This is a genomic window from Paenibacillus cookii (genome assembly GCF_018333375.1).
In the GTDB taxonomy this organism is placed as follows: Bacteria; Bacillota; Bacilli; order Paenibacillales; family Paenibacillaceae; genus Paenibacillus_AQ; species Paenibacillus_AQ cookii.
Genome location: NZ_BORW01000023.1, coordinates 62,325 through 83,319 on the forward strand (window position 1 = coordinate 62,325; position 20,995 = coordinate 83,319).

15 protein-coding genes are annotated in these 20,995 nt (G+C 54.5%); 4 read left to right on the forward strand and 11 right to left on the reverse strand.

Annotation, left to right across the window (positions count from 1 at the left end; all coding sequences use genetic code 11):
- Nucleotides 1–128: 128 nt before the first annotated feature.
- The 4 genes from KI367_RS18555 to KI367_RS18570 form a co-directional block, all read right to left on the reverse strand.
- Entirely contained in the window at nt 129–1,079 is a 951-nt protein-coding gene (locus KI367_RS18555) for an aminoglycoside phosphotransferase family protein (RefSeq protein WP_212951471.1), read from the reverse strand.
- A gap of 181 nt (nt 1,080–1,260) precedes the next feature.
- Nucleotides 1,261–2,238 carry a ring-cleaving dioxygenase gene (locus KI367_RS18560; RefSeq protein ID WP_212951473.1) on the reverse strand — a complete coding sequence of 326 codons (978 nt, stop codon included), beginning with the start codon at nt 2,236–2,238 and terminating at the stop codon, nt 1,261–1,263.
- A 312-nt stretch (nt 2,239–2,550) separates the two neighbouring features.
- Nucleotides 2,551–3,501: a bile acid:sodium symporter family protein gene (locus tag KI367_RS18565; protein WP_212951475.1), complete on the reverse strand. Its 951-nt coding sequence runs from the start codon at nt 3,499–3,501 to the stop codon at nt 2,551–2,553.
- A 159-nt stretch (nt 3,502–3,660) separates the two neighbouring features.
- Nucleotides 3,661–4,722 (reverse strand): LLM class flavin-dependent oxidoreductase, encoded by a 1,062-nt coding sequence (locus tag KI367_RS18570; protein WP_212951477.1) that lies wholly within the window; start codon nt 4,720–4,722, stop codon nt 3,661–3,663.
- A gap of 247 nt (nt 4,723–4,969) precedes the next feature.
- Between KI367_RS18570 and KI367_RS18575 the strand changes: the two genes are divergently transcribed.
- From KI367_RS18575 to KI367_RS18585, 3 genes are all read left to right on the forward strand, one after another.
- On the forward strand, nt 4,970–6,013 hold the full coding sequence (locus KI367_RS18575) for a C40 family peptidase (protein ID WP_212951479.1): 1,044 nt from the start codon (nt 4,970–4,972) through the stop codon (nt 6,011–6,013).
- A 219-nt stretch (nt 6,014–6,232) separates the two neighbouring features.
- The gene (locus tag KI367_RS18580) at nt 6,233–7,393 is read left to right on the forward strand and encodes a prepilin peptidase (RefSeq protein ID WP_212951481.1); all 1,161 of its coding nucleotides are present in this window, start codon (nt 6,233–6,235) and stop codon (nt 7,391–7,393) included.
- A 77-nt stretch (nt 7,394–7,470) separates the two neighbouring features.
- A complete protein-coding gene (locus tag KI367_RS18585; RefSeq protein WP_156124469.1) occupies nt 7,471–7,989 on the forward strand; it encodes a hypothetical protein in 519 nt (172 codons plus the stop codon).
- Nucleotides 7,990–8,241: 252 nt separating this feature from the next.
- Here the strand turns inward: KI367_RS18585 and KI367_RS18590 are convergent, their stop codons facing one another.
- Together KI367_RS18590 and KI367_RS18595 are read right to left on the reverse strand one after the other, a co-directional pair.
- Nucleotides 8,242–11,646 (reverse strand): S-layer homology domain-containing protein, encoded by a 3,405-nt coding sequence (locus tag KI367_RS18590; protein WP_212951487.1) that lies wholly within the window; start codon nt 11,644–11,646, stop codon nt 8,242–8,244.
- Between the two features lie 249 nt (nt 11,647–11,895).
- Nucleotides 11,896–14,928: a glycoside hydrolase family 2 TIM barrel-domain containing protein gene (locus KI367_RS18595; RefSeq protein WP_246537074.1), complete on the reverse strand. Its 3,033-nt coding sequence runs from the start codon at nt 14,926–14,928 to the stop codon at nt 11,896–11,898.
- 182 nt (nt 14,929–15,110) lie between these two features.
- Between KI367_RS18595 and KI367_RS18600 the strand changes: the two genes are divergently transcribed.
- Nucleotides 15,111–15,941, forward strand: a complete 831-nt coding sequence (locus tag KI367_RS18600; protein ID WP_212951493.1) for a helix-turn-helix transcriptional regulator — start codon at nt 15,111–15,113, stop codon at nt 15,939–15,941.
- Nucleotides 15,942–16,055: 114 nt separating this feature from the next.
- Here KI367_RS18600 and KI367_RS18605 read toward each other — a convergent pair whose 3' ends face one another.
- From KI367_RS18605 to KI367_RS18625, 5 genes are all read right to left on the reverse strand, one after another.
- Nucleotides 16,056–17,090 (reverse strand): Gfo/Idh/MocA family protein, encoded by a 1,035-nt coding sequence (locus tag KI367_RS18605; protein ID WP_212951495.1) that lies wholly within the window; start codon nt 17,088–17,090, stop codon nt 16,056–16,058.
- Between the two features lie 248 nt (nt 17,091–17,338).
- Nucleotides 17,339–18,238, reverse strand: coding sequence for a 3-hydroxyacyl-CoA dehydrogenase (locus tag KI367_RS18610; RefSeq protein WP_212951496.1), 900 nt, complete (start codon nt 18,236–18,238; stop codon nt 17,339–17,341).
- 57 nt (nt 18,239–18,295) lie between these two features.
- Nucleotides 18,296–18,817 carry a MarR family winged helix-turn-helix transcriptional regulator gene (locus tag KI367_RS18615; protein ID WP_212951498.1) on the reverse strand — a complete coding sequence of 174 codons (522 nt, stop codon included), beginning with the start codon at nt 18,815–18,817 and terminating at the stop codon, nt 18,296–18,298.
- Between the two features lie 167 nt (nt 18,818–18,984).
- Complete coding sequence (locus KI367_RS18620) at nt 18,985–19,272, reverse strand: alpha/beta-type small acid-soluble spore protein (protein WP_212951500.1); 288 nt, start codon at nt 19,270–19,272, stop codon at nt 18,985–18,987.
- A 168-nt stretch (nt 19,273–19,440) separates the two neighbouring features.
- Nucleotides 19,441–20,835: a sugar porter family MFS transporter gene (locus KI367_RS18625; RefSeq protein ID WP_052147325.1), complete on the reverse strand. Its 1,395-nt coding sequence runs from the start codon at nt 20,833–20,835 to the stop codon at nt 19,441–19,443.
- Between the last annotated feature and the right edge of the window lie 160 nt (nt 20,836–20,995).

Here is a 20,995-nt window from a genome sequence, read left to right on the forward strand (position 1 = left end):
GTTTCGTGTCGAAATAAGGTGGTTTTAAGAAAAAAAGCCTCGCCGGCTTCCATCGGTAATACCGACATAACCGGGCGGGCTTCATCAGGTGTTCATGCAGTATTTGGACCGCTTGCAAGCCGCCCGCATCATAGCTGCCTGGAGACGACGTCAAGCAATTCCCGCACGCGGTTCAGCAGATGATGCACATAACCGGCATGCGGCGAACGCCGGGCAACGATCCCTAACCTCCTCACGCCGATCCAGACGGCCCAAAGATCAATTTCCAGCCGATCCCATGCCGTTAAGGGAACGACGCTTCGGTATCCTTCGCATAACGCCGGAAAACCTTTATGCCGCTGTCCATCGTGAAGTTTGAAATGCCCCAGATCGTATAAAGGGCTGCTTCCCTGAATCTCGCCGAAATCAATGATCCCCGTGTAGATCCCGTTGTCCTGGAAAATATGCGAATCGTCGAAATCCCCGTGAACAAGCCGCGGCTCATGCCGGCCCATCAGCGGAAGCCCCCGTTCCATGACCCTGCGAATAATAGAGCCCTCCGCTTTGCTGAACAGCTTTTCCGATAAAAATTGCACGTCATCCTCCAAAAATTCCAGCAGCTGCTCTTCTGCCGAACGGTTCTCCCCCCGCAATACCGCGCCGTCTTCGTTCCGCCCTCTCCTGATCCAGCCAAAGCCGTCTACCGGTATCCCGTGCACCAAGGCAAGCTGGCTGCCGGCATTCTCCATGACACGTTCGTATGACGCTTGAGACGTTACCTGCCCGGCATGAACCCCAGGGATTTCCCGCACCAGCATCACGGACAGGCCCAGCTCCTCATGAACAGGCTCGAAATGAAGCACTTCCGGCACCTGCACGCCTTTTTGCAGGAGCAGCCGATGGACGTGTACCTCGGGGGCAAAGCTCATTTCCTGCTCCGGAAGAATCCGCAAATAAAAGATCCCGCCGCTGGCGGCAATGCGATATACATAAGTGGATACGCCCGACGGCTCCCTTTCGATTTGAAATGCGGTTGAACGAAAATACCGGCGGGCCAGGGCCGAAACTTGTTCCAGCTCCGGTTCTTGGTTTTTGTTCATGGCGACTCCTCCTCCGTTTTTCCTAGCTGGATTGTATACGACGGCGGAGCATTTCTCCCGGGAAAAAACGTTTATAGGGAAAAATTACGGAGTGTTCGGGAGCCCCTCCGCCTGGGCGAGCCCGTGACGAAAAAAAGAGGAGCACATGGGTGGTCATGTACTCCTCTTCGGGGGCAAAACTTTATTCTTTCGTAAATTCAATCGTGCTGCGCACGGTGTCGATCGGACGGACCAGTTTCTCGATTTGCTCGCGCTTAGGCTCGAGGAACGGAGGCAGCGACAGCTTTTCGCCAAGCGTTTCATACGGCTCGTCGCCCATGAAGCCCGGACCGTCGGTCGCGAACTCGAACAAAATTTGCGGCGCCACCCGCGCATACAGCGATTCGAAGAAATGGCGGTTCACGTAACCGGAAGTCGAAAACCCGAACTGTTCCATCCGCTTGATCCAGTGCTCCAGCGCGCTTCGGTCCTCGACGCGGAACGCCGCATGGTGGACGGTGCCGAAACCTTGGCGGGACGGCGGCAGCACGGCGTTGTATTCGACGACGACCTGCGCCCCGTTGCCTCCTTCGCCCACCTCAAACAGATGGAAGGAGCCTTCTTTCGCGATTTCCTTGAACTCCATCACCTTTTCCAGCATTTCTTTGAAGTAGTCGAAGTTGGCGACTCGCACGAAAATCGGGCCCAGACCCGTGATCGCGTATTCCAGCGGAATCGGTCCCTTTTGCCATGGCGTGCCGGACGGTACGCCCTCGTTGTTTTCGTCGGAAATCAGCTGGTACTGCTGATCGTCGAAGTCCACGAAGGACAGCGTCTTTTTCCCGAACATCTCTTTGATGCCGAAATGCTTGACGTTCATCCGGTCGAACCGTTTTACCCAATAGTCGAGCGCTGCGTCGCTGGGTACGCGGAACGAGGTTTTGGAGATTTCGTTCGTGCCGTGCACCCCTTTCGGAATGCCCGGAAAGTCAAAGAACGTCATATCCGTGCCCGCGCTTCCTTTATCGTCGGCAAAAAACAAATGGTACGTTTGAATGTCGTCCTGATTGACGGTTTTTTTCACCAGGCGCATGCCCAGCACGAAGGTAAAAAATTGATAGTTTTTCTCGGCGCTGCTCGTGATCGCCGTAACGTGGTGGATTCCTTTTAATCCATTCATGGCAGATTCCTCCTTGGGATTAACGTTCCCATTCGTTGTATTTAAAATCAATGAACTGAAGTTTGGATCATTTATATTAAAGAAAAGAATCTTTAATTCGAGATAAATATAACACTGAAGATCTTTCTTGTCAACGATTTGCGAATGCATATAAACACCAGAAAAAACTGCCGCAAGCTTTTGGCTGGCATGGAGCATGACCGCGACGCAGGCCATCCGGACCAGAGTGGACCGAAGTTTTCCGAGCCTGCACAAAAATAAGGCCACCCCTTGTCGGAATGACCTCTTTGCCGAAGGAACCGGGTATTTCCGTCAAGCGGTTTTCGATGCCGCTTCTTTTTCGGCGCGCCGGGCGAACCAGGTGGCCAGCAGCGAGCCGGAAATGTTGTGCCAGACGCTGAAGATCGCGCTCGGAACGGCCGCTACCGGATTAAAATGCGCCGATGCCAGCGTGGCCCCGAGACCGGAGTTCTGCATGCCGGTTTCGAACAATATCGCTTTCCGTTTGCTCAAGTTCATGCGGAAAAGTTTTGCGAACAAATAGCCCAGCGCATACCCGAGCAAGTTGTGCAGGATGACGACCGCGAAGATCAGCAGCCCGCTTTCGATGATTTTCGTTCTGCTGCCGCCGACGACGATCGCCACGATCAGCACGATCGCCAGCGTGGACACGAGCGGAAGGGCCTGGGCGCTCGCTTCGGCCTGCTTTTTGAACAAGGTCTTGACGATGACGCCGAGAACGATCGGCAAAATGACGACCATCAGGATGTCCTTGATCAGCGCGCCGCCGTCGATCGGCATCCAGCGACCCGCCAGCAGGCTGATCAGAGCCGGCGTGGCGAGCGGAGCGATCACCGTCGACACGGATGCGATCGATACGCCCAGCGCGACGTCGCCTTTGGCGAGCAGCGTCATGACGTTCGAAGAAGTGCCGCTCGGGCAGCAGCCGACCAGAATGACGCCCACGGCGATATCCGGCGGCAAATTCAGCACCAGCGCCAGCACGTAGGCAAGCAGCGGCATGATGATAAAATGGCCGACGACGCCGATCAGCACTTCAAACGGACGGCGAAAAACCTCGCGGAAATCGGCGGAGGACAACGTCAGCCCCATGCCGAACATGACGATCCCGAGAAAAAGCGATACGTACCCCTTTAAAGGGATAAAGACCTCCGGCATAAAAAAACCGAAACAAGCGAACAAAATGACCCATACGGAAAACGTTCCTCCGACAAAACGGCTTACTTTTGCTACGGCGTTCATGGCCTAACCTCACTTCCGGTGTAATGTCAACGTAAGAGTATTAGGCATCATTTTACGCCGATATGAAGATATTGACAATGGTAAAAATTTCATATTGCAGTCTGATATAATGATTTGAATTTACATAAAAAAGAGAGGCATTACGCCCCTCTTTTGGCCTTATTCCTGCGGCTCGCCCGCAGCTTCCCATTTTGCGACCTCTTCGCGCACGATCGGCGCGACCTTCGTTCCAAGCAGCTCGATCGCTTTCATCACGTCGTCATGCGGCATGCTGCCTACGGGAACGTGGAGGAAAAACCGGGTAATGCCCACCCGTTTGCGAAGATGGATGATTTTCCGGGCCACCGTCTCCGGATCGCCGACGTACAGCGCTCCCTCGAAGCTCCGTGCCATATCAAAGCTGCTGCGGTCATAGGGCCCCCAGCCCCGCTCCCGGGCAAGGATGTTCATGCTGTATTGCGTCGACGGGTAAAACTTATCCGCCGCAAGCTCCGTTTCCTCCGCCACGAAACCATGGGAATGGGAAGCCACGGGCAGCTTCGACAGATCATGTCCCGCATGCGCGGCTGCCCGCTTGTAAAGCTGCACCAGCGGCGCAAACTGCGTCGGTCTGCCGCCGATGATCGCCAGCACGAGCGGCAGGCCGAGAAGGCCGGCGCGCACGACGGACTCCTGATTGCCGCCGCTGCCGATCCAGACCGGGAGCGGATCCTGAACGGGACGCGGATAGACGCCGCGGTCCTGGATCGCCGGGCGGTGCCCGCCCTTCCAGGTTACCTTCTCCGACGCCCTGATCTTAAGCAGCAGCTCCAATTTCTCGTCGAACAACGCGTCGTAATCGTTCAGGTCATAACCGAACAGCGGGAACGATTCGATGAAGGATCCCCTTCCCGCCATAATTTCGGCGCGTCCGTTCGAAATGCCGTCCAGCGTAGCGAAGTCCTGGAACACCCGCACCGGGTCGGCGGAGGACAGCACCGTCACCGCGCTCGTCAGCCGAATCCGCTTCGTTTGCGGCGCGGCGGCCGCAAGCACCATCGCCGGCGAAGAAACGGCGTAGTCCTTCCGGTGATGCTCTCCGATGCCAAATACGTCCAGTCCCACCTGATCCGCCAGGATGATTTCCTCCACGACCTCCCGAATGCGTTCGGCATGGCTGAGTACGTTGCCGGTGCGAACGTCCGGCGTGGTTTCCGCAAAAGTGCTGATCCCGATCTCCATGGGTGAGCCCCTCCCTTATCCCATCATGTCTTGCTGCCAGGCAGCTTAAACATGTGTATTTTAATAATTGATATCTTTATATTGAACTATTTGACCGAGTTTTTCAAGCACCTGTTTTCCTTCTATATGATGGCGGCCGTTTCCCTTTGCCATCATTTGGTACAAAACCAATTCGGCATGGCGCCGTCCAACTATACGTAGAGGAGGATTGGGAACTCCGAACATCAGTCAACAAGGAGATGAAGGCATGACCAAAAGCAAAGCTTTGCTTCTTTCTCTGTTAACGGCTTCGCTGCTTCACGCTGCCCCGACGCATGCGGCAAATGCGGTTCAGGGTCAGGAGGGAGCCAAGCCGGTATCGATTTTTCTGGACGGGCGCCAGCTTCGGCCCGAAGTGGAGCCTTACAACGTAAACGGAACCCTGCTCGTTCCGATGCGCGGGTTGTTTGAGGCGGAAGGCGCCCGATTGACTTGGGATAACGCCGCCAAAACCGTCACCGCCAAAAAAGGGGTCGCGACGCTTGTTTACCGCATTGGCGAGCACACCGCTTCCATAAACGGACAAGCTATATCCGTCGACGTTCCCGGCCAAATCGTCAACGGATATACGCTTGTTCCCCTTCGTTTCGTAAGCGAAGCGCTCGGGGGCACCGTAAAATGGGACCCGGGTTCGCGCACCGTTACCGTTACCTCGGCCATCCATGCGGAAACGTCCATTCTGTGGGGAGTGAACTTGCGCGACAAACCCGACGCCGAGAAAGGCGCTTCGCTTGCCATGCTGGCCGCCGGGACGAAGGTCCATGTCCTGCAGGAGGTCAACGCCTCGTGGCTGAAGGTGCAAACGCCGGACAACCGCACCGGATACATATCGGCCAAACCGAAATATACCGATTATGCGAGCCCGAGCCTCGCCAAACTGCAGGGCGACGCACTGATCGCTTACGGGAAGACCTTTTGGGGCGCGCCGTATGTTTTCGGAGCTTCGCCGGACCAGACGAAAACGTTCGACTGCTCTTCCTTCGTCAAACGCGTCTTCCAGGACACGCTCGGGATCGATCTGCCGCGGGTTTCGTACGACCAAGCCAAAGTCGGCAAAGAAGTGCCGGTCGATCAGCTGCGCAAAGGGGACCTGCTCTTTTTCACGGCGCGCAATTTGCCGATCGGCCATGTGGCCATTTACGCGGGCGACAACCAAATTTTGCACACCTATTCCAAAGAGCTTGGCGTTCATATGGAAGCCTTTGACGGGCAGTGGAAAAAACGGTTCGTTACCGCGCGGAGAGTGTTTTAAAGTGTTATACCCGAAGCTTTTTCAGGGCCGCCTGCGGGCGGCCTTGTTCTTTTTCCCGGAGCTTTCAACCTTTCCAATGCATTTTTGCATGTAACCTAAACCCGTTTTTTCCGTATATAGGCATATAAAACACGCTGTTGCTTTCAAAGCAGCCGGACGCGTATAGTGAGATTGGTTTTCTATCATTTTAAAAAATCCAATGGCATGGGAGGGAAATGATTGATTTCGACTACCGATCAGGATTGCATTCATGAACGCGCCGATCGGCGTATGGAGCCTTTTTACTGGATACTTACCTTCGAGGTCATGACGTTCGTGTTGGCGCTTGGCGCCGGGCTTGTCATAGGCCCGCTGTACTGGGCCTACAGGTACCAATCCTGGGCCTTCCTGCTGCTGATCCTGCTGGTGCCGGGGTTCTGGCTGATCCGGTTCTCCGTCCGCTACTTGCGGTCCGCGATTCGCAAAAACCGTCTTCTAAGCCGGTACAGATTGTGCCGCGACCGGATCGAATACCGGATATACCATCATCCCGATCCCGAAGTCAGCGAAGGGACGATCCCGCTGGATCGGGTTGAACGGATTTACGTTTCGTATTATGTGGCGCCGTACCATTATGCCTACCGGAAAAGCAAATTCAACGAACACCAGCCGATGTATCATATTTTGCCGATGATCAACGTCGTTTACCGGGAAGAGACGGACCGGCGCGTGCTGGGCGTTCCCTTTTTCGAATATTTCGACGCCGAGCAATGGCTGAAAGAGCTGCAAAGCCGGGACATTCCGATTTGGGCGACCGCCGTGATGCCAAGTGCCCTGCCAAAAGAGGAGCAGCTGCCGCAGCTTGAAGACGAATCCAATTCAAGGCCTTTTCCGTTCCACCATCATTTGCAAAAGGAACTGGAGCAGCTTGTCAGGGAAATCGAACACGGCAGACCGGGGCAAGCCGCCAGTGCAGAGGGCCCTTCCCAGCAGGAGGCCGGTACTCGCCATCCCGCAGGGATCAAGAGATTCAAGCCGCAATGGACGACACCGATCATTTTTGCGCTTTTATTCGCTTTCGTATACGTTTTTCTTAAAATTGCCTTAAAGGGGAGCATTGCATCGGACGGCGTCGGCATTTGCTTTGCCGTTTCGCTCATCGGCGGAATAATCTATCTGTTTTTGGCAAAACGACTGACGTACTGGGTTCCGCTGCGTTATGCCCTCCTGTTGTTTTTCGGATGGGCCCTGATCGGCGCAATGATGCCGGAAACCGATACCGGGGCCGGCGAAGAGTATTACGTCTCCACGTTGACGGCCGCCATCTTCGCAGCGTTTGCCATCTGGCCGGTCTTCGGCATCCTGTACTGGATTCGCCGCAAGCGCCGGGGCCGCTCTTAACATGAAAAGCCGGTCGGACTTGGAGCACAAGCAAAGCAAGATGAAAGGAGGCGTCGGCACTGTCGCTCTTTACGGAAATGTTTTTTTCCAAGTGGCATCTGATTACCCTTGTCCTGATCGTGATCGCTTGGGTGGCGCTGATTGCGGGCGGATATGAACGGCGCGTGGTGCTCCGCAGCGGTTTCGGGGCGGTCGTCATGCTGTACATCGTTACGACGATTCCCATCGCTACGATCACGTACAACGAAAAATCGATGGAAATGAAAATGCGCGCGGAAGTCGCCCGCCACTATGAATATAAAATGGAGCAGCTCGGCGATTCCGTCCGCGATATCGACCGTTTGGCGCTGGCCGCCGGGTCGTTCCGCGATGACAAATCATTCAAAATCAAATTATATGCCGGAAATTACAACGATTCGTACCGATTCACGGGAACTTTGATCGTCACAACCTATGATGAGCAGGACAAAGAGCTGGATCGGAGAACCTACGAAAAAGTGACCGTTGAACCCGGCGAAGTCAAGGAAATCGATACGTATTATTCCTCAACGTCGTTCGAAAGGTATAGATACGAATTTATACCGCAAAATGAATGACGCTTGGAAGGGTATCGATTCGTTGCATGCATGACGCAAGGGGCGCCCCTCGGGTGCCCCTTGGCTTTATTCTGGTCATTCATGTGTTTCTCCCATCTTTCGCCGCAGTGTCTTGCGAAATCACACTTATTTTTTTAAAAAAATCGGCCTAACCTTAACGTAATGTTCGTAACCATCCATTCATGAAAAACAGCCCCCGCAGTAACCCGCGAGGGCTGTTTCGATTTTGCCAGATCGTAAAAAACACAAGGCTTAGTCAATCAATTTCGTGACTTTCAATAGGCGTTCCATCAAGGCCACCGTCTCGGCGCGCGTCATTGGCGATTTCGGAGCCAAATCCTTTGCGTTGCCTTGGGCAATGCCTTCGGACAGCAGCGTCGCCACGGATGGCTTCGCCCATTTGGCTACATTGGACCCATCCTGGTATCCTGCAAGCAGGCTATTGATCTCGGCCTCGCTGATGGCGTGGCCCGGACGGATCAATTGATAACCGCGGGCAATCATCGCCATGCCTTCTTCACGCGTGATATTCTGGTTGCCACGGAACGCGCCGTCGTCGTAACCGAGGACGATGCCGAATTCGCTGGCGATGGAGATGGCGCTGCGGTACCAAGCATCGGATCGTACATCGTCAAACGTATTCTTCGGTTCCTCCTGGCGCATCAATCCGAGTCCCAAAACAACGATTTCCGCAAATTCGGCGCGGGTTACGTTGCGGTTCGGCGAGAACGTATTGTCGCCATTTCCTTCCAAATCGAGCCGGGCCGCGATGTTGTTGACGTTGCGCTGTGCCCAGTGGGTTCTCACATCATCGAAATCTTGAGGATTCCAAATAACGGAGTAGGTTCCGCTGCTGCGCAGATCATGGATTTCCGCATAATAACGGTTGCCGATTTTCGTGACGACCGTCGGCAAATGGAATACAGTTCCGTCCGGGTTGACGACCACGCCGGTCGTAATCCGGTTCGGATCGATGCCCTCAGGCAGTGCGATGTATTTCGCGGCATATCCGTTTAACTGCCCGGATCTTACCGTAGAGCCGTTATGCGTAAAGGTCATGTCCAGGTCGACCGGATCGACCAACAGGTCGTATCCTTTGGTTTTCGCCTGGTTTTTGGCGTTTGCGATGACCGCGTCCGTAGAACGTTTAATGTCGATATGCACGGCGATATCGCCTGCTGCCGCGTTGCCCAGCTGCTGGACGATTTTGCTTACATCCAGCTGCCCGCCCGGAACCGGATAAATGGCGAGCTGGTTGCCGATTTCAAGGCTGGCTTTTTTGTCGGCCAATTTTTGCACATCGGCTGCCGTCAAGCCGTCGACGCTCAGGCTGCCTTCGTTCGGGGATTGGATAGCAAGTTTTTGCCCATTTCCGCCAGATAAAATATCGTTCAGTTTAGAAGAGTCGACTTGAACGGACGTCTGCTTTCCGTTATCGGTTGTGGTCGTTTTGCCCGTGGCAAATGGCGTATCGTTGCCGTTTACGGACGTATCAATCCCGGAATTGCCGGATGGCGGTGTAGGCGTTGGGTTTGTCGTGCTTCCGCCGCCGTTATTCCCGCTGTTGCCGCCGTTGCTTCCGCTGAATTCTCTATAGATCGTAATCGTATATTCTTTGACATTGTTATCCGCATCCGTTACCCGAACGACGATCGTATTCTCGCCTGCATGCAGCGGAAGCTTGTCGCTTGCCGTGCCATTAGCCGTTTTCGTGAACGGAGCGCCGTTGAGCGAGATTTCGATTTTGGAATTCGGATCAAACAACTCAGGGTTAATCGTCACGCTATAAACATCGTTCGTAACGGAAGCCTGATATTTTGTTGCGCCATTAAATGGTGGAGACAACGGGATTTTCGTTCCGTCCCAGCTGTTTACCTCCAGCCCGGCAAGCGCAGTATGATCCGTCGTGTCGACTTGAATGTCTTTTGCGGCTTTGGACACCTTGGTGTCTTTTTCGGTTGCTGCTTCTACTTTATAATTTTTTCCGTTTTCCAGCGGCTTGGATGGCGTAAAGCTCCAGTTGCCGTTCGGATCGGCCGTCACGATTTGCACATCGATCTGCGCCCCGGACTCATCGTAAACGGCAACGGTTACCGTCGCGCCCGGCTCGGCCGAACCTGTAATTTCCGGCTGCGCGGACGTTACCTTCTCGCTGGCAGGCCCATCAATGGAAAGTTCGGGCAGGACGGTATTGACGGTCAAATCTTTGCGTCCCGTCGAGGTCTCGAGCTGATCCCTTTTCGCGCTGACCTCGTAAGTGTATTTGCCGTCTTTTAATCCCGGTTCGGGAACGTAGCTCCACTCCCCGTTCGGGCCGGCCGTCACCTCGACCGGTTGTCCAACGACGTTGCCGGCTTCGTCATAGACAGCGACCGTTACCGTCGCGCCAGGAGCGGATACGCCGCTAAACACCGGTTTTTCTGTATAAACAGTGTCGCCGCCCGGTTTTGTGACCTCCAGCTTGAGCTTCAGGTTGCCTTGCGCCATTTTCACAGCTTTCGTAGCCGCGTCCACATCGGCTTGGGTTTTGCTGGTTTGGTTCAGGATGTTTTTCGCGTCTTCCAGCGCCTTCTGGTACTCCTTCCAGCTGGCTTCGTCATAATCCGCTTGTTTCAGATCATCGCCGTTTTTGATCGCCTGGTTCAATTCGGTGACATCGACGAAGTTGACCGTTTTGGTGGCGCTGATTTGGATATTGTTATCGTTAGGCATGCCGCCGTACTCGACGATGTAGCCCGTAACGGACTTCGTGGGAGCATAGTCATTCCATTTCCCCGGTTTTGAACCCGGTCCGAAAATATGAGCGACGTATTCACCGCCAGTGTCATTGGGCTCGCCGTTATCCCAGTTTGTATATCTGTTCTCTACTGGGCCATGTACTGGTGTTACATAATACCCCTGATAAAATTGCAAACCTTTGCCGCCATCCTCCAGTCCTTCCGGACCCGTGACCCAGCGCCAATCTCCATTTTGCCTCGCTTCGCCGTTTTTCCGTTCAATGTCCTCCGCACCAATCCAGCCGAGACCTTGCGCCTTTTCCGTTACGAAGTTGTTTTCTTCCTTGGAGGTAATCGTCACTAGATACCCTTTACGCCCGAAGTATTCCATCTTTTCTGCGGCCGTTTTCGCATTATTCCAGGTAATGGCGGAACCATTGTTGATATATTCATAAAAATGCCCGTTCACGTCAAACGGCAGCGCGCTGCCAAGCGAAAACTTAATGGTTCTGTCCGATACCTTGCCTGAAGCAGGCGTAAACAAAACGCTGTTCAGCGCATCGATGTACTGCTGAGCGGTTGCGGCTCCCGTTAATTTAAGGATCCCGTTCTGAGCGTTATACTCGCCCTTGATTTCGTTGGTATCCGTAAATTCCAGCTTGTCCCCCGGTACAAATCCTTCAATGATTACCGTTGCCGCATCCAAAGGCTTATCGTAATCAATGGACAAATTTTTATCGATGATTACGCTTTGGGCTGACCCATTTCTGTCGTAGTTTACGCTGGTTGTCCCAACCGACGTCTTGATGGCCTCACCTGCCGCTGCCGCGTTTGCCGTTAGCGGAGCAAACCCCGCAGGCAGTCCGCCTACGGTTAGCGCGCAGGTCAACAATACTGCCGCCGGCTTTTTCCATTTCAACTTACTTTTTCGTGTAGACACGATCTCTCGTCCCCCAATCATATTTTCGGAGAAATCGCCTTGCTCTTGATGAGTGGCTCTTTCGACCGAATGCCGCAATTTCTCCCTTCTTACAGTGTAGCAACCGGGGCTATACAAAACCTATACAGGCTATTCTGTGAGCATTTAGAGAGAAAGGGATGCCCCAATTTAGTCGGAGCATCCCTTTTTTCAATTTCTATAGCTGCTTACACACATACGCACGTCACTGGGCTCCGATCTCCCGATCCCCTACTCGTCCTCGCCAAACACCGGCTGAATCGTCACCTCGAACGTAAACGACTTTTCATTCAGCCGATATTTCTCCATGAGACGCGGTCCGCAGGAGTTGGAGCCGACGCCGCTCATTTTGTAGTCGAGATGGACAATCGTTTCGTCGCGGCGCACCAGATCAACGTTATGCCGGGCTGCCGTCAGGTCTTCCGGCGTATAATGGCTCGCATTGAAGGAAAAGCGGTCAGGCCCCGCAAATCGCAGCCCCATGCCCAGAGAATTGCTTACCACCGCCCATTCGGTATGATAACGGGAGCCGTTTTCCTGCGGCATGATGTAATCGGTATGCATCTGGTCGACGCTCGTATCATACACGTCCCGCTTCACGCTCAGCTTCTTATCGATGTAGCTCTCATGCGGCCCCAAACCGTAATAGGTGACGGCCTCGTTTCCTTTTGGCATCGTAAGCTGCAGGCCGAACCGCGGCAGGAAATCGACCGTTCCCCCGACTTCGACGTCGGTTCTAAGCGTAATGGATCCATCCGCGAAAACGGACCATTCGGCCGTGCCCCTCAGGATGTTCCGGATCGAATATCCGCCCATGGAATAACTCACTTCGATCGTCACCCGGTCGTAAGCAGGCTGCTGCCAGCTTACGCTGTACACCTTCGTCACGGCCCGGTCCAGCCCGGCGTTCGCCCAGGCATGTTTTTCGTTGCGGTCATTGTCGGTGGGCGCCCGCCATACCTCGAAATGCGCCGGAGCGGCAAGCATGTTGACGCCGTGCTTCGTGATCCCCGTGAAGGTGCCCAGACTCAAGTCGAACGTGTGCTTGAAATCGAACCCTTCGATGACGAGCAGCCGCCCTTCTTCAGCGGCCTGAACCGATTTTGCAGGACCCCATGCCCCGCCTTGCTCCGCTGCTGCACGAATCGTCCGCGGTCTGACTTCAAATTGCATGCTTGCAATCCCGTATCCCGCTTCCGCCCAAACCTGATCTTCGTTCAGGACCACGATAAACTCCAGATCGACGGCTGCAGCTATCGAGGCGGGAATATTCAAGTCGACCGTCACCTCCGCGCTTGCATGCGGGGCAAGCTCCGGCACGGCGAGTTCCCCCTGCGCAAGCAGCGTGCCTTCGGCTTTCAAGCGGTAGCGGATCGCAAGCTTGCCCAGCGTGCTGAAATCATAGCGGTTCGTGATGCTGAAACGCCCTTTCGCCGCATCGATCGCTTCGATCTGCACCGGAGCGTAAATCGCCTTCAGTTCCAAAAGCCCGATATTCGGCTTGCGGTCCGGGCTGACCAACCCGTCGAGGCAGAAATTGCCGTCATGCGGTTTCTCGCCGAAATCGCCGCCGTATCCATAAAACGGCCTTCCGTCTTCGGTATAGGTTTGAATGCCGTGGTCCACCCATTCCCAGACGCAGCCGCCCATCAGCTTCGGATAAGCATAAATGATCTCCCAGTAGTCTTTGAGATCGCCCGGGCCGTTGCCCATCGCATGTCTGTATTCGCAGAGAAACATCGGTTTTCGTTTGCCGCCGTCCTTCGCATAAGCCTCCAAATCGGGGACGGACATATACATGCGGCTTTCCATGTCCAGGCAGCTTTGATCGAATTCTTGCTCCGGATCATGGGCTGCGCTTTCGTAATGTACGAGCCTGGACTGATCGCGGGCATGCGTCCATTCGGCCATCGCGACATGGTTCGGCCCGTAGTAGGATTCGTTGCCAAGCGACCAGATGATGACGGAGGCATGGTTTTTGTCCCGCTCCACCATGCGGATTTGGCGATCCAGGAAGGCTTCCTTCCACTCCGGATTTTTCGGGAAGCTTCGGTTGTCTTTCGTGCCGTAATAAAGCGAAAAATCGCCGTGGGACTCCAAATCGGCCTCGTCGATCACGTAAAAGCCGTACTCGTCGCAAAGATCCAGAAAACGCGGATCATTCGGATAATGGGAGGTGCGGATCGTGTTGATGTTATGCCGCTTCATCAGCTTCAAATCCTCGATCATATGGCGGAGCGGTATCGTTTGGCCGAGCTCGGGATGGGAGTCATGACGGTTGACACCTTTGAGTTTGATGTCTTGTCCGTTAATACGGAATACCCCGTCTTTGATTTCGATACGGCGGAAACCGACCTTGAAGCGCAGGACTTCCTCCCCGCTCGAAACAATAACCTCGTACAAATGCGGTTGTTCGGCGTTCCAAAGCATGGGCGAATCCACCGGAAGGTCGAAGGCATGTTTTCCGTCCACGTCTCCGCGCTGATTCAGCAGTTCCCGCCCGCTTGGATCCGTCAGCAGAACGTCAACGGACGCGGCGCCGGTGGTATCCACCTCCACCTGGATCCGTGCCGACTTCAGATCCTCGGCAAGCTCTGTTCGGCAGAACACGTCGCGGACATGGGCTTGATCGCGTGCCAGCAGGTACACGTCCCGGAAAATGCCGGTGTAACGCCACTGATCCTGGTCCTCCAAATACGAACCGTCGCACCACTTTATTACCATCACGGCGATTTTATTGCTGCCTTGGCGCACGTGGGGGGCGATGTTAAACTCCGCCGGGACGCGGCTCCCTTGGCTGTATCCGACGTATGCGCCGTTTATCCACAAATAAAAGCAAGCGTTTACACCCTCGAACATAATATACGTGTCTTTGCCGGACCATTCCGGACCGATCCGAAACTCCCTGACGTATAATCCGGCGGGATTGTCGTCCGGCACGTAAGGCGGATCATAAGGGAACGGATAATTGACGTTCGTATATTGAAGCTGGTCGTAACCCTGCACCTGCCAGCAGGAAGGAACCAGCAGGTCATCCCAACCCGATGTATCGTACCGTTCCCCGGTCCAATCGGTGTCGACATCCTTTGCGCGCGGGCGATAATTGAATTTCCAGCTGCCGTTCAGCGTTTGGTACCATGGCGAGCGTGCCCGTTTGCCGGAACGCGCGCTTTCCGTGTCTCCGTAAGGAATATAGGAAGCGCGGGCCTCTTCGCGGTTCTCTTGCAATATTTTAGGATTCTCCCAATAAGGTTTTAAGGTCACTTGGATTCCGACTCCTCTCGTAAGCGAACGATGGACGCATGCATTCCCAAGGGCATCGTCCCCGCTTCAGCGTTATGTTATATTAACATTATAAAAGGGGCGTACCGCTTGATACAGAACGCGATTTTCTTATTTATTCAACGATTTTCACATCATGCCGCTATCGCCTGAGGGGTGGGAACATGGCAAACAAACTTGGATTTCTGATGCAAACCGACACGGTCATGAAGCTGCCCGTCTATATGACGGGCGCCGGACATTGGGATCACCAGGACCCGATCCACAGACCCGGCGGTTATCCCCAATTCCAATGGCTGCACTGCGTATCCGGCCAAGGAGAACTGGCGGTCCGCGGGCAAACGTACCGGGTCAGACCCGGTTCGGGCATGTTTTTGTACCCGGATGAGGAGCATGCCTATTACGGCGTTGAAAAACCTTGGGAAGTGTATTGGATGACCTTCTTGGGGCCGGAGGTGGAAGCGCTGGCACGGCTTGCCGGCATGAACGAGTCCGCGGTCTATCCGGTACACAGGCAGGAGCTGATCCTCAACCACATGAAAAATGCGCTGTCCCTAACGTTTTCCGACAAACCGCTTGCGGGGCTGGAATGCTCAAAGCTTGCCTACATGTTTTTTATCGATCTGATGACGGACATGACCATGCACGCATCCTCCACCGATCAAGGATATTTGCGTCTTCAGCCCGTGTTTGACTACATGGAGGAACATTACGCCCGGGATCTTCCGCTGCAGGAGCTTGCCCTGCAAATCGGGGTGTCCGCCCAGCATCTGTGCCTCCTGTTTCGGAAAATACTGAACAAACGCCCGATGGAGTACCTGAACCAGCTTCGCATCCATAAGAGCAAAGAACGCCTGCTGGAATTTCCCGAAGCCCGAATCGGCGAAATCGCAAGGCAGGTCGGATTCACGACGCCGGGGTACTTCAGCACGTTATTCAAACGAACCGAGGGGATGACCCCGGAGGCTTTTCGCAAGCTGAACGGAGTAAGGTAACATATGTCTTACAAAAAAAGGACGCGCCCGGGCCCCTATCGCACTTAAAGCGACAAGGGAAATTGCCCGTACGCGTCCCTATTGATTTAAGGTATGGAAACGGCCCGTGGCCGATTACAGCACGATCTCCCGGCCGCGTTCGGCGGACTCGTAGATGGCGCTCAAAATTTTGATCATGTCGACGCCCTGCTCCGGCGTGAAAATCGGCCGCTCATGGCCGAGCACGCAGTCGATGAAATGCTGAATGTTGGCCGTATGCTGCGGAATTTCGTCCTTAAAATACGGCTGCTGGTTGATCAGCGCTCCTTCGTTCTCCAAGTAGAGGTTGAGCTTGTCGTTGACTAGACTGAAGCCGCCTTCGGTGCCTCGCCACTCCAAAAATTTTTCCTCTTTTTCGATATTGGACGCCCAACTGAATTCGATCTGCAGCGACGCTCCGTTGTCGAACCGGATGAAACCGGACGCCAAGTCCTCGACGTCGAACGTGCCTTCCGGCACCTTGCCGGACGCATCCGGACGGTCGGCGAATTTGCGGTACGTCGAGCCCGATACGGTAACCGGCTTCGGATTGCCGCTCAGCCACATCGCGAGGTCGATCATATGTACGCCCAAGTCGATCAGCGGCCCGCCTCCCGACAGCGCCTTCGTCGTAAACCAGCCGCCGCGCCCCGGAATGCCCCGGCGCCGGACCCAACCGCAGCGGCCCATGTACAGTTCGCCCAGCTGGCCTTTTTCGACCAGCCTTTTAACGTACTGCGCCTCCTGCGAAAATCGGTTGTTGCGCATCACCATCAGCAGCTTGCCGGTTTCCCGGGCCGCATCGGCCATTTTTTGCGCTTCGACCGGATTGACCGCATCCGGCTTTTCGCAAAACACATGCTTGCCCTGCCGCAAGGCGGCGACGGCGATTTCCGAATGGAACACGTTCGGCGTGCTGATGCCGATGATGTCGATCGACGGGTCCGCCAGCACTTCGCTGAAATGGTCGTACACCTTCGCTCCCGGAAAGTTGGCGGCCAACGCCTCCGCGGAAGCGCGCAATGCGTCGCAAAAGGCGACGATCTCCACCTCGGGCCGGGAAAGCCAGCCCGGCAAATGGGCCGCTTTAAACATGCTTCCTGTCCCGATAATGCCTACCTTTAATGTCATTCTAGTCTCTCTCCTTCATATGTTCTACGGCTATGCCGGAGCCTGCATAGACCCCCCGAAAATAATAGAACTGCTCCCGACGCGATGTCGCGAATGCCCCGCATTTTTTTTTAAAATAACACATCTTCCCCCATTATTCACCAACGAAAAATTCAGCAAACCAAACCGAAAAAGGAGCATGGGGGCGATATTCCCCTTGCTCCTTCCCAGCCGATCAAAGATGTTACGATCGATATGGTTGACGCACTTTAGTTTTTCAGGAAATCCGGTTGGGCGAAACTGGGATTCGGATATTTGTAGAAGCCTTCTCCCGTCGCTCTTCCCAGCTTCCCTTTGTCGATATATTCCGATTTCAGCAGGTCGGCTATCTTTTGGAACTCTTCGTCACCTGTCGCCTCCGCTTTCGCGCGCCCGATATTGTATGCGGTGTTGATGCCCACCACGTCCAAAATCGCAAACGGTCCCATCGGCGCTCCCGTCGCCACCATCCAGGTTTTGTCGATCGTTTCGACGTCGGCCACTTCTTTGATCAACAGGCGCTGAGCCGCATCCAGCAGCGGAACAAGCAAAGAGTTCAAAATATACCCCGGCTGCTCTTTATGCAAAGGCAGCGCAACCATGCCGATCGCTTTCGCGAACTCGACCACGTCCTGGAACACGCCCATGTCCGTTCCCGGATGTTTCATGATTTCCGCCGTATTGTTTTTCCAAATCTCGTTGGCGAAATGCAGCGCCAGAAATTTCTCCGGACGCCCTGTAGCTTCAGCGAATTGGCTTGGCAGCAGGGTGGAGGAGTTGGTCGCGAAAATCGTCTTTTCCGGGGCTGTTTTCCCCAGATTCGCATAAAAATCGTTTTTGATCGAAACGACTTCCGGAATGGCCTCGATCACCAGATCCGCATCCGCCACCGCTTGCGACAAATCGCTGCTGAACGACATCCGGCCGTATGCCGCCTCAACCTCTTCCTGCGTTGCTCCCAGATCCGCCTGATAATGCGGCTTCAGCTGCGAGATTCTCTCTTTGGCGCGTTCCAAAGCTTCATCATTGATATCATATACCGTCACCTGAAATCCCTTAAAAGCGGTTTGGTACGCGATTTGGCTGCCTAAAACGCCGCTTCCGGCAACCGTGATGTTTTTATAGTTCATGATCGGTTCCTCCCAAGTCATAAGTCTGTTGATTCATGCGGAGACGGGCAATCCAGGTCACCCTTCCGCTTCGGGTTCGTCCTCCCGGCGGAGTTTCTCGAATCCCCCCCGCAGCTTGGCCAATCCTTGAAGCAGCGAGTCGATGTCGCTTTCCCCGAATTCCGACACGAGCTGGTTCATTAAGGAAAGAAACAACGGCGTCATTTCCTTTACCTTGCTTAAACCGGCCTCCGTAATGGAAATGACCATGCCGCGCCGGTCGCGGTCGTCCAGCTCGCGCGCCACATATCCGCCCTTTTCGAGGGCGTCGATCATGGAGCTTACCGCTGCCCGGGTTACCTTCAAATGGTCGGCCAACGCCGAAGGGTTGGACCGGCCCTCCGGTTGATAACGGAGCACGCAGAGCAGCATGTATTGCCCGTAGGAGATGCCGAATTCCCGCGCGCGGCGCTCCAGGTCCTTCTGTATTTCGGTGGTGAGGAAAAACAGGTTGGCCAACACCCTCCCCGTTTTGTATTCCGTTTCCGAAACATTCAATTTGCCCGAGTATCGTTCGATCGCATGCAAGAAATGAAACATCTGGTCCCCCCACGTATATAGTTTACTTTTTAATAATAAACCAGTTAACTAATTTTCGTCAACGTGAAGGGAACATATCCTTTTCATGAACCACGGCCGGATATGTTCCTTTTGAACCCTTCGCTATCCTCAAGTTGGAAGCCGTTTTGCCGCGACGGCTCAACCGATTATTCGTTCCCGCCGCGGTCCACCATTTGCTGCTGCGCCAGCCGGATCATTTCGCGCACCATCGAGCCGCCGATTTTGCCGCCGATCTGGCCCGCCGACTCCGTGGTTAAATTGCCGTTGTTGCCCGGCTCAAGCGGAACGCCGAGATCCTTCGCCACTTCGTATTTCACGTCGTCCGGACGGCTGGGATCCACGTTGTAGCCCTCGCGCCGCATCACTTCCGCTTTAAACGCCTGCATGCCGCGCTCGGCTCCCGGGACCGCGTATCTTCTGTTTCTTCTGGACATTGCGCTCACTCCTATACTCCTGTTTTTAACTAAGTTGCCCGAAACACGGAGCCGCCATCCTTGCTAGTTTCTGGCCTGGCGATCCGGATCGGGAACGAACATGAAAAAAAGGATGCCCCCAAAAGTCGCAAACGACTTTCAAGAACATCCTCTGTTGTTTTCACCCGTTTAGGCTTGCGGCTTGTTAGCCGCCCATAAAGACTCGAGGTCTTCCAGGGATTTTTCCTTCGTCTCCGGAACGACGCGCCAGCTGAACACGACGGTAATCAGCGACATGATGCCGAAAATCCAAAACGTCATCGCCGGACCCGCCGAGGACAGCATCGGAGGGAAGGCCTGCGATACCACGTAGTCGGCCGCCCACAAGGCCATCGACGAAATCGAGGTGGCAATGCCGCGCACGCGGTTCGGGAAAATTTCCGAAATGACGACCCATACGACCGGTCCAAGGGACACGGCGAAGGCAGCCACGTAGATCAAAATGAAAATAAGCACGAGCGGTCCGGACGTATGTCCCGTTTGGAAAGCGATGCCGATCACGGCCAAGCAAATCGTCATGGCGGCCGAACCTACGAGGAGCAGCGCCTTGCGTCCGACTTTATCGATCAGCCAGATGGCCAAAATCGTGAACAGCAAGTTGATCAAGCCGACCAAAATGGTCTGGATCAGCGCCGCGTTCGTTCCTGCTCCGGTCTCTTTGAAAATTTCCGGAGCATAATACATCACCGCATTGATCCCGGTAATCTGCTGCAGGATCGCAAGACCCACGCCGACGATCAAGGCCATGCGCAAGCCGGGCCCGAACAGCTGCCGGAACGATCCTTTTTCCTGTTTGAACGATTCTTTAATATCAAGCACTTCCTGCTTCGCCAGCTCTTCGCCGTGGATGCGCAGCAGGATCGGAAGGGACTCGGCCGCCCGTCCCTGCTTGATCAGCCATCTTGGGCTTTCAGGCACCAAAAACAGCAGGACCAGGAACAATACGCCGGGAACAACGCCGGCTCCGAACATCCAACGCCACGCGGAGGATACGTCCCAAGCATCGTCCCCCAAACTTGCAATCCACAGATTGACGAAATACACGAGCGAAATGCCCGTAACCGTAGCCAGCTGGTTTAATGCCACAAGCCGTCCGCGGTATTTGGCGGGAGCGATTTCCGCATTGTAAAGCGGGCATAGGGTAGAGGTAATCCCGATGCCGATGCCTCCGATCATCCGGGCGACGATAAAACCGCTGAACGTGCTCGGAATCGCCGAGCCGACGGAACCGATGATAAAAAGAATGGCCGCCGTAATCAATATTTTTTTGCGTCCGAATTTCTCGCTGAGCACCCCGGTGCTCAAAGCGCCGACGACACAACCGATGATCAAGCTGGAAACGGCCCAGCCGACCTCGAATTCGCTTAAATCGAAACGTATTTGCATAAAGCCGACCGCACCCGAAACGACCGCGGTGTCAAACCCGAACAACAAACCGCCGAGAGCGGCGACGATCGAGACCAACGTGACGAACTTCATGCTGATTTGCTGTTGATCGCTTACTTGCTGTATGTTTGAGCTCATCATCCGATGTCTCCTTCTATGATGTAATAGGATTAACTCAACTTTCGCAGCTTAATTTTCCGAACAAAGCCTTGATATAATTGGGCAAACTCGCAATCCATTGCTGGAGTTGACATACAACGGCAGACTGATCCCGTTTGGATTTTGCTTCCGTGAACGC